General features: G+C 36.1%; 13 protein-coding genes, 2 tRNA genes and 1 pseudogene. 7 read left to right on the forward strand and 9 right to left on the reverse strand.

All coding sequences use genetic code 11. From position 1 onward, the window contains the following. Nucleotides 1–50 precede the first annotated feature (50 nt). The 4 genes and pseudogenes from rplU to LF886_RS02305 all read left to right on the forward strand — a co-directional run bounded on the left by rplU (nucleotide 51) and on the right by LF886_RS02305 (nucleotide 1617). Nucleotides 51–625, forward strand: a pseudogene (gene rplU / locus LF886_RS02290) (50S ribosomal protein L21). Nucleotides 626–637: 12 nt separating this feature from the next. Continuing rightward, entirely contained in the window at nucleotides 638–895 is a 258-nt protein-coding gene (gene rpmA, locus LF886_RS02295; RefSeq protein ID WP_236852511.1) for a 50S ribosomal protein L27, read from the forward strand. A gap of 203 nt (nucleotides 896–1098) precedes the next feature. Then, nucleotides 1099–1266 (forward strand): hypothetical protein, encoded by a 168-nt coding sequence (locus tag LF886_RS02300; protein ID WP_153816345.1) that lies wholly within the window; start codon nucleotides 1099–1101, stop codon nucleotides 1264–1266. A 177-nt stretch (nucleotides 1267–1443) separates the two neighbouring features. Then, on the forward strand, nucleotides 1444–1617 hold the full coding sequence (locus tag LF886_RS02305) for a bacteriocin-like protein (protein ID WP_236852513.1): 174 nt from the start codon (nucleotides 1444–1446) through the stop codon (nucleotides 1615–1617). Nucleotides 1618–1704: 87 nt separating this feature from the next. Here LF886_RS02305 and LF886_RS02310 read toward each other — a convergent pair whose 3' ends face one another. The 3 genes from LF886_RS02310 to LF886_RS02320 form a co-directional block, all read right to left on the reverse strand. Continuing rightward, the gene (locus tag LF886_RS02310; RefSeq protein WP_236852514.1) at nucleotides 1705–4236 is read right to left on the reverse strand and encodes a DUF5686 family protein; all 2532 of its coding nucleotides are present in this window, start codon (nucleotides 4234–4236) and stop codon (nucleotides 1705–1707) included. A gap of 279 nt (nucleotides 4237–4515) precedes the next feature. Further along, nucleotides 4516–4589 (reverse strand) — tRNA-Asn (locus tag LF886_RS02315). 158 nt (nucleotides 4590–4747) lie between these two features. Continuing rightward, on the reverse strand, nucleotides 4748–5590 hold the full coding sequence (locus LF886_RS02320) for an AraC family transcriptional regulator (protein ID WP_236852515.1): 843 nt from the start codon (nucleotides 5588–5590) through the stop codon (nucleotides 4748–4750). Nucleotides 5591–5775: 185 nt separating this feature from the next. On the opposite strand from LF886_RS02320, the gene LF886_RS02325 reads away from it, so the two are divergent. Together LF886_RS02325 and LF886_RS02330 are read left to right on the forward strand one after the other, a co-directional pair. Then, nucleotides 5776–7182: an L-dopachrome tautomerase-related protein gene (locus LF886_RS02325; protein ID WP_236852517.1), complete on the forward strand. Its 1407-nt coding sequence runs from the start codon at nucleotides 5776–5778 to the stop codon at nucleotides 7180–7182. A 36-nt stretch (nucleotides 7183–7218) separates the two neighbouring features. Further along, entirely contained in the window at nucleotides 7219–7521 is a 303-nt protein-coding gene (locus tag LF886_RS02330; RefSeq protein ID WP_236852519.1) for a putative quinol monooxygenase, read from the forward strand. Between the two features lie 98 nt (nucleotides 7522–7619). Here the strand turns inward: LF886_RS02330 and LF886_RS02335 are convergent, their stop codons facing one another. The 4 genes from LF886_RS02335 to LF886_RS02350 form a co-directional block, all read right to left on the reverse strand. Next, nucleotides 7620–10811, reverse strand: coding sequence for a S41 family peptidase (locus tag LF886_RS02335; RefSeq protein ID WP_236852521.1), 3192 nt, complete (start codon nucleotides 10809–10811; stop codon nucleotides 7620–7622). A 342-nt stretch (nucleotides 10812–11153) separates the two neighbouring features. Beyond that, nucleotides 11154–11227 (reverse strand) — tRNA-Asn (locus LF886_RS02340). Nucleotides 11228–11306: 79 nt separating this feature from the next. After that, nucleotides 11307–12797 (reverse strand): RIP metalloprotease RseP, encoded by a 1491-nt coding sequence (rseP, locus tag LF886_RS02345; protein WP_236852523.1) that lies wholly within the window; start codon nucleotides 12795–12797, stop codon nucleotides 11307–11309. 106 nt (nucleotides 12798–12903) lie between these two features. After that, nucleotides 12904–13344 (reverse strand): DUF6646 family protein, encoded by a 441-nt coding sequence (locus LF886_RS02350; RefSeq protein WP_109739107.1) that lies wholly within the window; start codon nucleotides 13342–13344, stop codon nucleotides 12904–12906. A 234-nt stretch (nucleotides 13345–13578) separates the two neighbouring features. On the opposite strand from LF886_RS02350, the gene LF886_RS02355 reads away from it, so the two are divergent. Then, the gene (locus LF886_RS02355) at nucleotides 13579–14331 is read left to right on the forward strand and encodes a nitrilase-related carbon-nitrogen hydrolase (RefSeq protein ID WP_236852524.1); all 753 of its coding nucleotides are present in this window, start codon (nucleotides 13579–13581) and stop codon (nucleotides 14329–14331) included. A 51-nt stretch (nucleotides 14332–14382) separates the two neighbouring features. On the opposite strand, the gene LF886_RS02360 is transcribed toward LF886_RS02355, so the two are convergent. Beyond that, complete coding sequence (locus LF886_RS02360) at nucleotides 14383–14682, reverse strand: thioredoxin family protein (protein ID WP_236852526.1); 300 nt, start codon at nucleotides 14680–14682, stop codon at nucleotides 14383–14385. 12 nt (nucleotides 14683–14694) lie between these two features. Further along, the gene (locus LF886_RS02365) at nucleotides 14695–15072 is read right to left on the reverse strand and encodes a rhodanese-like domain-containing protein (RefSeq protein WP_236852527.1); all 378 of its coding nucleotides are present in this window, start codon (nucleotides 15070–15072) and stop codon (nucleotides 14695–14697) included. Between the last annotated feature and the right edge of the window lie 3 nt (nucleotides 15073–15075).

The following is a 15075-nucleotide window of genomic DNA, read 5'->3' on the forward strand; positions in this document are numbered from 1 at the left end:
GAAATTTATATGTATATTTGCACCTCGAAATAACTAAAAATTTATAAACAATGTTTGCAATTGTAGAAATAGCAGGGCTTCAATACAAAGTTGAGCAAGACCAGAAGTTGTTTGTAAACCGTTTAAAAGGAGATAAAGGAGGAAAAGTTTCTTTCGATAAAGTTCTTCTTACTGTAAACGGAGCAATCACTGTAGGCGCCCCAGCTGTAAACGGAATCACTGTAGAAGCAGAGATCCTTGACCACGTAAAAGCTGATAAAGTAATCATCTTCAAAAGAAAAGAAGAAAAGGTTACAAAGTGAAAAACGGTCACAGACAATCTTTAACTCAAATCGTAATCACTGGTATTACAGGTTTTGAAGCAGGAGCTAAGAAAGCTGCTAAAAAAGAAACTGTGAAAGGTGAAGTTCTTTCAGACAACGCAACTGTTAACTTTGGTGAAGATCACGAGCTGAACTATCACTTAAAGAAAAACAACTTGTCTCAGTCTAAAGAGAACAGAGAAACTTTAATTACTTTAGGTAAAGCAGTTAAAGTTGAATTAGAAAAGAATATTCTTACACATGAAGAAGTAGATGCTGCTATCATTAAGAATATCGATCAATTTAAAGCACTTAATAAATAATCCAGTAATAAAATGGCACACAAGAAAGGAGTCGGTAGTTCCAAGAACGGTAGAGAGTCTCACTCTAAAAGATTAGGTGTGAAGATTTTCGGAGGACAAGCAGCTATTGCCGGAAACATTATTGTTAGACAAAGAGGTACTCAGCACCACCCAGGTGATAACGTGGGAATCGGTAAAGATCACACTTTGTTTGCATTAGTAGATGGTAAAGTAGTTTTCAGAAAGAAAGCAAACAACAGATCTTTCGTATCTGTAGAAGCAAACGCATAATTAATTAAGCGTTTTATAAAAATTAAAGCCTCAGTATTTATTTACTGAGGCTTTTTTTTTGTTTTATTCAATTTCAACAAAACATTTTCATAGATATTCATTTCTTTGTGAAATATTTTTATATTTGTTAACTGTCCAATTATGAATCAGTTGCGAAGGCCGAAAAGCATAAAGAGTAGGCGACAAATTAAAACAAAATATCTATGAAAAATCTAAGAAAATTAACCAAGAAGAATTTAAAAAGTATGACAGGTGGAGTAGCAGCAACCTGCCCATCCATGTTTCAGTCTTGTGATGAATGGTGCAGATGGTCTCCATGGCAAAAATCACACTGCATGCTTTCTCAGCCCTGTACAGAATGTTTTGAATAAGCTTTTTGAAGTATAGATCAAAGCTGAATATTTAACAATGTTCGGCTTTTTTAGTTAAAAATTCTTAATAATATCCTATAATAGTGAAATATTTATATATTTGTCCGTATCAAATAAAAAATCATTGCGGAAGCCGAAAAGTAGAGAGAGTAGGCAACAAATTAAAACTAATTTATCATGAAAAATTTAAAAAAATTAACGAAGAAGAATCTGAAAGAAATCAATGGAGGAGCGACTTTAGGATTGTGTCCACCAAAACCAATCAGATCATGTGATATCTGGTGTGGTATGACAAAAGAACAGAAAATGCGTTGCCTTCTTGATGTAGAAGAGCCTTGTGAGTGCTTTTAATCATCATCTCTGACTTTTTATAAAGCTGAAAATAAAGGATCGGCGGCTTCAAAGAAGCCGCCGATCTTGTTTTATATTATTTACTGTTTAGAATCCTACCTGGAATCCTGCTTTAACACCGAATTTTGAAATATCCGGTCTGTCGAGATAGTTTCCTCTCCAGTTGAAATCAACTCTGAAAATTCTTAGGTTTCCGATTCCTATATTTTCAATCCCGAAACCATACTCGTAATAAATGTGCTCGCTTGGTGCAGAGTATTTAAAGCCTTCTACATTGATTGCTTTGGAAGCATCGCTTAATGTTCCGTAAGCAGCTCTGATAAAAGCAACCTCTCTTAGCTTCAGTTTTTTAATCAAAGGAAGATAAGAAAGTATTTTACCATTAAAATGATGTTCCAAATGAAGGGTGGTATAAGCATCAGCAACAAATTCATAATAGTTTAGCTGAGAAAATGTATTAGGTGCCAGCCCATAGGAAAGATTGGCAGGAATGATATTCTGCAATGCCAAAGGAACGGTATTGAAGTTTTTCCCTGCTTCAAAATTAACAATCAATTTTCCCATACTTCCAATCAAAAATGGTTTATAAAGCATGAACTGAAGCTTGTCATAATTGAAATCCGCATTGAAAAGCCCTTCTATACCTCTCGTATATCTTAAAACAATTGTAGGGGCCAGGTTTTTTGCCTGATATCGGTCAATACCGGTTTGTGAAAATTTTGCTCCGGGTTTTGCTATTAAACTGATTGTTACGTGAGAATCATTTGTTGTTTGTCTCAGCTGTCCATCCTTAAAATACATAAGGTTGAATTTTTCAGGAATAGCCGATTTAACGCTCTGCATCACTCCGTCTACTCTTATCTGGAAATTTTTCCATGGTTCAATGGCGGCAAAAACATTGGTCTGGTTTACAGAACTTAAAGAAATATTTTCTCCTCTCGCAAAGAAAGTACTGGAAGATAAAGAACGGGAAGCAACTCCATCTCCGGCAGTAAGCTGCCCGCCAAGCTGAACAATGTCTCTGCTGGTTCCTGCCCCAATCATGAAGCGGTTGAGCCTATTGAACATATATCTCGCTTCCACTCCGTATTTGAACTGGTGATCTTTGAAACCGTAAGCAGTATAAAACTGAACTCTCCACGGATCATTCAATCCAAAATAAGATCTTGCTCCTAGTCTTATCCTATCTCCTTCTACTTCATTTCTTCCATAAATTGAAAAAATAGGACCGATATCTATCCCTTTAAAGGCGTTGTAATAACGGGAACCAAGGGTTTCAACCAGCTTTACCATTCGATTGAATTTTGGAGTCTGCTGAAGCTGATCAAGCATGTTGTAAACACCCTGTTCTGCTTTAGATAAAGTGTCAGGTCTGGCTTTGGTCCAATAGGCGTCGTCTTTATTTGTAAACTTGTCCTCATATTCTTCCTCCGTGCGTTTGAAGACTTTTGGATCAAGAGGTTTGTTGAATTCATAATCGGAGTAATCTACTGATCTTTTGGCTATAATACTTTTAGACCCTTTCTTTTTTGAAAAAGGACTCATTTCAAATTCTGTAACCAATTTTTTAGGAAGAAATGTTGATTCATCCGGATTATCATATTCCACCTGCGTATACACACTGTTGATGAAGTTCACGCCAATTTTCTGGGTTGATTTTAAAGTCGCTCCCAATACAGCATAGGTATCAGTGTCAATATATAGATTTCCCTGGAATGCAAGAACATCTTTTCTTTTAGGTTGATATCGTATTTGAAAAGCCTTCTCACCGCGGATGGTAATAGTATCCATCAGGTTGTAATCATAGGTTCCAAATCCGTCACTTCCTACCGGGCTCTGGAATCCGATATCAAAATAATTCAGCGTATTATCGTAGATATTAATGTCACGATATAGGTTTTTAGCGGAAACGGTAATTACCTGATTGTCCTGAAATCCTGAAGTCTTTTGCGCTACCAGTGTTCTTTTACTGTTCTTGTCGGGTCTGTTTTTACCATAATTTTCATAGACGGCTTCATTCAGGAAGATAGGAAGACCAAGCCTTCCGCTCGCGGTAGAATCTGCATAATTGAAAATGAAATCCAGTTTATTGAAAATCTTTTTCTTCATGAATGCGCTGTCCAGATTGTTAAGGTCAAACTGGGTTTTCTCGTATTCTTTGTATGAATAGGTATCAAACTTTTCTAACCCATTATTTCTTTTTTGTGCCCATACTTTCTGCATAATGGCATAAGCAGGGTTTTCTTTTTTGTTCTTGTATTTGGTTTTTCCACCTTGTAATACCACTTCCTGGATGTCACTTACTTTAGCCTGGGAAAGCTGTACGAAAACATTTTCAGCATTTTCTGGAGTGATATCAAGCGTTTCTGCAGTGTAATTTTTTCTGGAAAATTTTAACTTATGGATAATGCTGTCTGATTGTACAGTGAAACTTCCTGATGTCGTCGTCAGGGAAGGCGTTTTATTATCGTTGATAAAAATATCAACTTTAGTGAGCTCTTTGTTGTTTTTTTCGTCAACTACCTTACCGCTGGCTTTGTTTTGGGCAGATACCGAACTGGCGAGGACTAGGAAAAAAAATAAAAGATAGTGTTTTTGGGAGTTATTGTTTAACATCATTCGTTTCTTCAGGCAATTAGCATAAACAAAAAGCATGCAGTTTATTTAAAAAATAAGGTAAAAAAATAAAATATTTTTATTCTACTATATAAAACGACAAATGTAGCAAAAATTATATATGTGTTTGGTAAAATTAATTGGGAAATTTTAATGCTTATAAGGATAAGAATCAGTGAATTAATGACAATTAAAACATCCTGCTATTTATGAGTTATCCTGATGTTCTTTTTAAGGAGTTTATTCATAAAAAAAGACCTACATTTCTGTAAGTCTTTTTTGCTCCTCCTCTTGGGCTCGAACCAAGGACCCTCTGATTAACAGTCAGATGCTCTAACCAACTGAGCTAAGGAGGAATGTTCTTTGTTTTAAGTGGTGCAAATATAATAGGAATATCCGTACCAAGCAAGTTTTTATTCTCGAATATTCAGTGAAAAAAGCTATCTTTTTATTTTTCAATAAATTAAATTTTAAATATTTTTTTGTGACAGGTCGGAGCGCATCAATTTGCCATTCATGACTTCATAAATTCCAGCCTATAGGCCTTCGGACTTTTTCCATGCTGAGTTTTAAAAAATTTATTAAGATGACTCTCATCGGTAAATCCCAGTTCATCCGCAATTTCTGAAATTCGGTTGCTGCTGTGTTTTAAACGATGCTCTATTAAAGTCATTTTATAATTATTGAGATAAGACTGCAGTGTTTCACCACTATGTTTCTTAAAATATTTCCCTAAGTAATTTTCAGAAAAGCCGAACATTTTACAAATATTTTCAGTTCGTATTTTTTCAGGTTCATAAATATTAGCCTGAATGTAATTGAGAATGTTAATAATTCTTGATTCAGAGGTTTCGTCTATTTTCTGAGGGAGATACTTCGCAATATTACGGGCAACGATAACAATAAGCGTATTAATGAGTTGGGCCGTTAGATCGCTGTGATACACATCTTTATTTACAGCCTCTCTTATAAGAGCTTCTACGATAGGACGGACAAGTGTTTTGTCTGTCTGATTTTTTAAAATACATCCAGGTTTATGATTGGCATTTTCCAGAATAAACTCCAGCCTTTTGATATTCTCTTTTGAAATCTTATCATTTTTTAAATAAATATTGCTGAACCTCAGGAAGAAAAACCGTGTTTTAGTATCAATCCAGAACTGGCTGCAATCCTGTGGGGTCAGAAGAAACATATGATTGTCCGAATACGAAAAGCTGTGCTTATTAATACAGTGCTGTCCTGTTCCCGATAAAATGAAGACAAGTTCAAAAAAATTCTTCCTGCTTTCCTTATCCGGGAATGTTTCTAATGTTTCAAAATGAATGCTGTAAGGTTCATATAATACATCTCTGTTCATGAGTGTTATTTTATCTACTTGGCAAAATTATACAAAAATAAAGAAGTTTTGTACCGGTAATTTGCTAATTATCAGTATAATTTTGCCCTATCTAATATTGATTTTTTCTACTGAAATAAAAAAGTGGCTCCATACAGGACTAAACTTCAGTATTAAAAATTAAAATATAATAATTCCACATACAAATGAAAACCAATACATTATTTTTTATGTCTTCAATGGCATCTCTATTTTTCTTCAATGCAGCTTCGGCTCAGCAGAAAGTACTTCAAACCGATTTTAATAAAGGAACCTGGGAGCAGGTTGGGAAAGGGTTGCAGCGTAAATGGGTGTCCGGCTCGGAAAGTACGTTTGCCTTTTGGAAAATGGACAAGGGTGCACATGTATCTCCCCATAATCATCCGAATGAGCAGGTGACCTATATTAATAAAGGAAGTGTAAAAGTACTTATGAATGATAAGGAATATATTGTAAAAGCTGGTGGTGTGCTGGTAATCCCGGCTGGTGTTACCCATGAGTTCTTCTGTCTTGAAGAAGGAACTGAAGATCTGGATTTCTTTACTCCCGTGCGTAAAGACTGGATAGATGGGTCGGCTTCTTATCTTTCAGAGCAGGGGAAAAACCTTGAAATAGTTGCGCGGTTCAATGACGTACGACCGGGAAATGTAGCTGTAAGCCATACTGGTAGGGTGTTTGCGACAATGCATCCTTTATCCGGTCCCAAACAGCAGTTGGTTGAAATTGTCAATGGTAAAGCAAAACCTTTTCCTTCGGCTGATTTGCAGAAAAATGGCCAGCCGGCTGACAACAGCAAATTTGATACTCCGCTTGGGGTTACTGTAGATAAGGAAAATCGTCTTTGGATGATTGATATGGGCTTAGAGCTCGGAAAGACTCGTCTGTGGTGTTTTGATCTGAAAAAGAATAAAATAGCAGAAAAAATAGAGCTGCCCAATGATATTGCTCCTAAAGGCAGTTTTGTACAGGATGTTGCCATTGATGAAAAGAATGGATGGGCTTACCTTGCAGATATAGTCAATCCGGGGATTATCGCTTTAAACCTAAAAACGAAAAAAGCCAGAAGATTTAGTGGTCATCCAGCTTTGCAGACGGAAGAGGTAGATATGATCATTGATGGGAAAGTTATTGATTTTGGGGGTAAGCCATCCCGTGTAGGAATTAATCCTATTACGCTGTCAGATGACAGGGAAACACTGTTCTTTGGTTCTATGAACGGAACATCATGGTACGAAGTTCCTGCCCGGCTTTTTAGGGAAAATAAAGATGATAATGTGATTGGGAATGCTATTAAGAGATTTGGAGAAAAACCTGTGAGTGACGGTGTTGCAACAGACAAACAAGGGAATCATTATATAACAAATCTTGGAGGTCATGGGATCAGTAAGCTGGATAAAAATGGAAAACTGACGGAGTTTATTAAAGATCCAAAACTACAATGGCCTGATAATATTGCCGTTTCCGATGATGGTTACCTGTATATTTCGGTCAATCAGCTTCATACAACAACTGCGTTTTCAGGACAGCCGGATGCCGGAAAGCCTCCTTATTTTATATATAAGGTTAAATTATAAATATTTAAAAAATAATTACATAAAAACATTACTATAATGAATAAGGAATTTAAGTCGGTGGCGGTACTGAAATCTAAACCGGAGAAAAGAGAAGAACTAAAAAATGCGTTACAACAACTCATAGAGCCTACCCGCAATGAAGCCGGCTGTATCTATTATATTCTTTTTGAAGATAAAAAATCTCTGGGTACTTTCTACATGTGGGAAGCATTTAAAGATGACAAAGCTTTTAAATTGCATACCCAAACCGAACATTTTAAAAATTTCGCAGATAGGATGGATGAATTGATGAGCGATCCCATACAGGTAATTGAGCTGGAAAGAATTTCACAAGAATAAATGGGTGTTTACAATAGAAAATCCATACTTAATATTTAAAATAGAACAAAAAAGACTTACAGAAATGTAAGTCTTTTATTTTTATGGTTTTTGAAATTTTATTTCTTCAAATCTTTAAGTATTTCCTGAACAGCTCGTTCCAATTGAGGATCGTTGTTCTGAAGTCGGTCCATAAAGGTGTTTTTAACATAGATATCAGGTTTTACTCCTGTTTTTTCCAGATTTTGTCCGTCCAAAGTATAGGTTCCCCATGAAGGAAGTCTGTAAGAAGAACCGTCCACCAGGCCTTTAGCCGAAGTGAAAATAATCCATCGGTAAGTATCCTGACCAATAATTTTACCCAATTTCAGAGCTTTGAAACCAGCGGCAGTCATTTCTGCGTCACTTAAAGAAGCTTCATTGATCAATAGGACAATAGGCTTTCCGGAAGGAGCAAAGTTCGGTTGTGTTGTTATTTTTCCTTCACGGTATTTCCATTGTAAATAAGGTTTTTGAGAAAGGAAATTCAATACTTTATCATGAACATTTCCACCTGTATTATAACGTAAGTCAAGAATAACAGCATCTTTTCTGTTTTCCTGCTCTACCATATCCAGCAGGAAGTGGTCAAGCTCATCAGTAGACATGTTTTTCATGCAAGAATACGCAATACGGTTATTGCTCAGTTTGTCAACACGCTGATGATTGTTGAATATCCAATCGTCGTAAAGCAATCCTTTCAATTCTACATTGGAAATCGGGTGTACTTTGGTTGTTACCTCTTTTCCATCACGGCTGAAAGTAAGAAGGAGTTCATCCTGCTTCTTTGGAGTGGCGAAATAAGACTCACGGTTTTCATTAGAATCAACCTTTTTCCCATTTACAGCAGTCAGCTGATCACCTGGCTTAATATCAACACCAGAGCGGTAAGCCGGGGATTTTTTTACAATACTTTCTACAATATAAGGCTGATCTTTTTTAAATATGATCCCTGTTTCGTTGGTAAAATAGTTCAGATACCTTGTTTCTTCTTTTCCGGTTGATGAAAATCCGGTATGGGAAGAATTAAGTTCACCCAAAAGATCATTTAATAAAATTCGCAGATCATTTCTGTTGTGTACATAAGGAACATATTTAGCATATTGCTCCTTTTTAGCTTTCCAGTCTATACCATGGAATTTTTCATCGTAGAAATTCTCTTCCACACCCGTCCAGGCTTCAGCATACATTTGAGTGAATTCGGAAGCCAGATCTTTATCAAAAGTATATTGAATATTTATTTTCTCAGGCTTTAAAGCAGCCAGAGTTGTTTTATAGACATTACCCTCTATCAGAGCAAATAGGCTTTTCTCATTTTTAGTGATATAATAGGCTGCTTTATCAAAAACTTTTTCGGATTTAGCAGGTTCAAAATCTGTGAAAACCTTCTTGAACAGCTGTCTTTTACCATTATCCTGATTAGAATTAAATAATAGAATTTCCTTCTTGTCTTCAGTGAAAACGGCAGGGTCATCCTGGTATCCATATCGGTCGGTAACCAGTTCGATTCTTTCTAGCGTATCTTCAGGATTAACTTTCAGTTCTTTGATTACCGGTTCTTTTTCCTTCTCTCCCTTTTTATCTTTATCCTTGTCTTCCTCTTTTTTATCCTTCTTATCCTTGCTGTCTTTGTCTTTATCAGCAGATTTTGTTTCCTTCTTCTCTTCAGTGAAAAGATTGTCGAATTTTTCAGATTTAAAAGGTTCGTCAAACCAGTCTAATGCCATGCGGTAGATATTAGACTTTTGCATGCCTAAAGGATAAGACGGGTTAGTTCTGTCGCTGGCAAAATAAATGTATTTTCCATTTGGTGACCAAACAGGATCTTCTTCTGAAACTCCTGTGTTGGTAAGGTTTAATGTCTGTCCTTTTTTGATGTTATAGATGAAAATATCCAGTTCAAAGTTTCTTTTGGCAGAAAATAAAACATATTCATTGTTAGGCGAAAATGAAGGTCTTGAATTTTGGAATGCCCAGATTTCGTCCTTTACAATAGTTGTAGAGTTGAAGGTTTTCAAATCTAGAAGTCTTACTTCATCACGACCGCTTAAGTAAACTGCTTTTGTAAGATCACTATTAAGAGTGATGCTTCGGTTATTTCGTAAATCCTGAGTTAACTGCTTTGGCTGTCCTTTTCCGTCTGCAGAAATGGTAAACCAGTTTTGATATCCATTGTACGTCTGGCTGTAAAGCAGTGTTCGGTTATCTTTCAGCCATTTTACTTCCATTGCTCGCTCTTTTCCATCAGAAACCTGTTGTGCGAATTTCCCTTCAATATCTGAGACAAATACAATACCTCGGCTTATAAAGGTCATTTTTTTACCATCCGGAGAAACATCATAATAAGAAATGTTATTTTCCACATTGAAGTTTTGTTCTTTTTCCAGTGTTTTGTTAGTATTCAGACTGATATTAAGAGGTTTTGTGCTTTTTGAGGCTATATCGTAAGTATAAAGCTGATAATCCTTTTCAAAAATTACTTTGGATCCGTCTGCTGAAACAAAAGGCTTTTTAATAGAAGTATCAAATTGAGTTAAAGCCGTTTTCTTACCATTTTCGATTTTATAAAGATTGTATTCACCATTATTCTCGTCTGAAATAAAGTAAATAATCCCATTTTTATCTACACTTGGGTTGAAGTCTTTCCCTTCATAGTTGGTGTACTGTTTGAAAGAATTGCTCTTTGGGTTATATCCCAGAATGTCAGGATTGTTTTCTCCTTTATAACGCTTACGCTGTACCTGATGAGCACTTTCTGAAGAACTTGTAAAAAGATATTCTCCAGCCGGAGTCTCTACAAGGCCATTGGTGTTATTAAAGTAATTGTTGAAAAGCTTTTGAGGTGTTTTTCCTTCAATTGTTGTTTTAAAACTGCCAAAATTATTATTTCTGCTGGAAGTAAAATAAATCGTTTTGCTATCCCATCCCCAGTTTTCCATTTCATCTCTTCCGGTATGGAAGGTCAGTTGCTTAATCGTTCCCCCTTCGGCAGGCATTACATAAACATCATAATTTCCGTATTGATTGGAACTGAATGCAAGCCATTTTCCATCCGGGGAAAGACGAGGATTGATTTCCTCACCATCCAGAGCAGTAATTCTTGAAGCATTTCCTCCATTGGAATCTGCTTTCCAAATATCACCGTCATAAGCGAAATAAGCTGTTTTCCCGTCTGGGCTCAAAGATGGACTGGATAGAAAATAAGACTTTTCCTGTGCCGAAATCCCGATAATAGAAAATGCCGTTAATAGCGAAATAATAGTTTTCTTCATGGTATAACTGGTTATTTATACAATACTATAATTGATTTTATGGTTTTTTGGGTTATAGAGTATTATAAAACGTAATTATACTGCGAATATTTCTCAATATAACACGCTTTAAAAAAGAATAGTCGGATTATTGGGCAAATAGTTACACATATCCAGACTAATGATAGGGATGATTGTATATCCGATGTTAAAATAAAGAAGAGTTGTAGGTGGGAGGGATGATAATTTCTTGAATAAGATAATGCTACATAAAAAACCTAATATGAGGGGCAAAGATCTATTTGTATAGAATTGACTAGATTTTTAAAGTAAAAAAGACTTACATTTCTGTAAGTCTTTTTGCTCCTCCTCTTGGGCTCGAACCAAGGACCCTCTGATTAACAGTCAGATGCTCTAACCAACTGAGCTAAGGAGGAATGTCCCTTATTTTAGGTGGTGCAAATATAGGACGAATATTTATACCCTACAAATATTTTTAAGAAAAATTTTTAAAAATTATAATTTCCCTGTAAATACCTTGAAAATATCACTTCCGAAGATCAATAACATCAATCCTAAAAGGAAGATAACTCCAATCATCTGTGCGTTTTCCAAAACCTTCTGAGGAACTGGTTTTCCTACAATAATTTCATATAATGTAAACAAAACGTGTCCACCATCAAGTCCCGGAATAGGAATAAGATTCAGGAATGCCAACCATATAGAGAACATCGCTGTAAAGCTCCAGAAAGCAACCCAGTTGATCTTAAAGCTTCCGTCAGCATTTTTATCCACAGGCATATTTTTTACAATAGCAATAGGACCTCCTACATTTTTATACCCCTGAACTTTAGAGTTGAACATGATTTTGAACTGCTTCACCTGAGTAGTTAACGCTTCAATCGTTCTTGTAAACCCTCTTGGAATAGCTTCTCCAAAAGAATATTTTTTATTGGTTACAATAGCTTTTGCAATGCTTTTTGTTTCAATAGCGATTCCTAGTTTTCCGTTTTTATCAACAGAAACTGCTGGTAAGGTCTGCAAAGCTCCGTTTCTTTCAACGTCTACAGAAACTGTTTTTCCTTTATTTTCACTTAAAAGAGTACTTACTTCATCAAAGAATGCTGCTTTTTTACCATTGATTCCTACAATTTTATCCCCTTTTGCCAATCCTGAAGACTGAGAAGAAGGAGTTGCCAATGAATCAATCACCATAGAAACTCTTGGAGTGATGTAAAGTTTTGCTTCTCTCTGTTTAAGAACATCTGCTACACCATCTGCATTCACCGGGAAAGTAACTTCCTGGCCATTTCTGTTTACAGTAACATGATCTCCTAAAAGAATATTGATAGAAGTGTTTTCAAGTCTTTCTGCCGGTTTTCCGTCTACGCTGATGATTTTGTCACCATTCTGGAAGCCCATTTTCTTTCCTGCTGAAGTTGCCTCAATACCATTGTCGAATTTCGAGATATCTGTATACGTTTCTCCGTTGAAGAAAGATAGACAGCTGTAGATCAACCATGCAAGGAAAAAGTTTACGGTAACTCCACCCAACATAATGATCAATCTCTGCCAAGCCGGTTTAGATCTGAATTCCCATGATTCTGCCGGTTTTTTCATTTGAGCAGTATCCATACTTTCGTCCACCATTCCGGCAATCTTCACGTAACCTCCGAAAGGAAGCCATCCGATACCGTATTTGGTTTGCTCAGGGTGTTTTCTCCAGTCGTTGTCCGGAAGTTTTGATATATCGATAGGAACTTCTTCCTTCTTTCCGTTGACCTCTATCACTTCAGAATCAGGCAGGTTCTTTGATAAAAACTTATACTGCCATTTTCCGTTGATTTTCTTCATGGAGAATATGGAGAAGTAAGGATCAAAAAACAGGAAAAATTTCTCTGCTCTGGTCTTGAACCATATTGCGGGTAAAAAATGCCCAAGCTCATGAAGAAGCACAAGTATAGAGATGCTCAGAATGAACTGAAAAAGTTTGATTGCTATTTCCATTAATAAATTTTAGATTTTAATTTGCAAAGGTAACAATTATCAAAACTATGCCAAATAAAAAAGCTCCTCGAAACGAGAAGCTTTGTCATATTTAGAGACGTTTTGATTATAAATTGAAAGAAACCCCAAGGCTGCCGTTATTACCTACCTCTGCAAACACCCCAATTTTCTCTGTGAAGAAATATCGGGCTCCGATGTGAGCACCAATTCCGAAGTCTTTTCCAAGAACTCCAAGATCCACTCCAGGGTAAATGTCCCATTTTGAAGGCAAGTTCAGCGCTTCCTGTAAATGAAAATTCAGCCTTCCAAAAACAAATACACGATTGTCTTTATCATTGTTTTTATAATTGCTAAAATAACCATTAATTCCAGCTCCTACTGAAATAAGTTTGTTGAGTCCATAGTCGTAAGTTCCCGTTACTCCGGTTCCATATCCCCAGGCACTCAGCCCCAGTTGTACTTTCTGATCTCCCTTTCCTGTCCAGGCCTGAGCATTGGCCATTGCTCCAAAAAAGAAAATCATCACCATAAAAAACAATTTCTTCATAAATTTTTAATTTTTAAGGATATTAATAAAAAAATAACTCTATCAAAAATGAAACCGAAAGAGAATCTGTATTATAAAAATGGAAGACTTTAGTAAATTATTAAGAAATAAAGCGCAGCAGTTGAGGAAAAGACGCTGTTTTTCTACTGTTTAATTCGCCTGAAAGTTTTCTTTTGTAATGATAAAAGCTGTAATTTTATCAATCAGATTTGAAATAATTAAAAAAAATAAAAGATGAAAGTTGTAGGGCTAAATTTAGATATCATCTGGAAAAATAAAGCTGAAAATTTTAAACTCATAGAAAACGAACTTCAGAATGTGGAAGCAGATCTGTTTCTTCTCCCCGAAATGTTTTCAACAGGTTTCTGTATGGATGCTTCCGAAGTGTCGGACAGAAATGAGGAGTCCTTGGCGTTTTTAAAGAAAATCTCAAAAGAAAAAAATGCTGCATTCTGTGGAAGCGCTCCGGTAGAAAAAAACGGAAACTTTTACAACAGAATGTATTTTATAAAACCCGGTGGTGAAACGGTCTTTTACGATAAAAGACATTTGTTTTCCTTTTCAGGAGAAGATAAAGTCTACACTTCCGGAAAAGACAGAGTGATTGTTGAGTACCAAGGAATACGATTTCTGCTTCAGGTTTGTTATGATCTCCGTTTTCCGGTTTTTGCCAGAAATAATGATGATTATGATGCTGTTTTGTATGTGGCTAACTGGCCTGAGAAAAGGGTAGGGGCATGGGAACATTTATTAAAAGCCCGGGCTATTGAAAACCTGTCTTTTGTGTTTGGCTTAAACAGAATTGGAACCGATGGAAATAACCTTTTTTATCAGGAAAGCTCTCACTGTTTCTTCGCGGATGGAAAAGAAATTTCCGAAAAGAAAGGTAATCTTGTATCTGCAGAACTAAATATGGAGGAATTGAAAGATTTTAGAACGCACTTTCAGTTTTTGAATGACAGAGATCATTTTTCAATTGAAGTATAAATAAAAAAGAGGCTGAAATTCATTGAATTTAAGCCTCTTTTTTGTCTTTTGTTATGCGTATTGCTGCAGAAGGTTCGTTAACGTATTCACATCATGAACACCACTTTCCTTCCATAATAGTTCTCCTTTTTTGAAAATCGCCAGTGTAGGTACTCCACGAACTCCGTATTGAGCGGCTAATGCGGGATACTGGTCTACATCTACCTTGATGATTCTGGCTTCTTCACCAATATTTTCCTTTACCGTATTTAATACTGAAGACTGTACTTTACAAGGCTGGCACCATGTTGCGAAAAAGTCGATCAGTACGGGTCTCTCGGAATCAATGATTTCCTGAAATTTTTGTGACATATTTTGGGTTTATTAGTTTATCTTTTTGGATGTTTCGTCCTGAATAGCCTTTACATTTTTCCAGCTTGTACCATCATAAGCTTCCACTCCGTTTTTCTTCAAGATTTCCATAGCTTGATCTGCCTGGATTCCTTTGTTGCAGAAAACCACAACTTTTTTACCCTTAAGACTTTCTATACTGTTCTGAATCTCTGCCAATGGAATATTAATGGCATTTTTTGCCGTTCCCGCAGCATATTGTTCCGGAATTCTGACATCCACCAACGTTACATCAGAACTATTGACAACTTCCGTAATGCTGACTTTGGGTGTCTCTGCAATATGAGATGTTTTACAGGCACTTAGCGTAAAAGCTAATGCTAAAACAAGTCCAAAAAACCGAATCTTCATGAC

The organism is Chryseobacterium sp. MEBOG07 (assembly GCF_021869745.1).
GTDB lineage: Bacteria > Bacteroidota > Bacteroidia > Flavobacteriales > Weeksellaceae > Chryseobacterium > Chryseobacterium viscerum.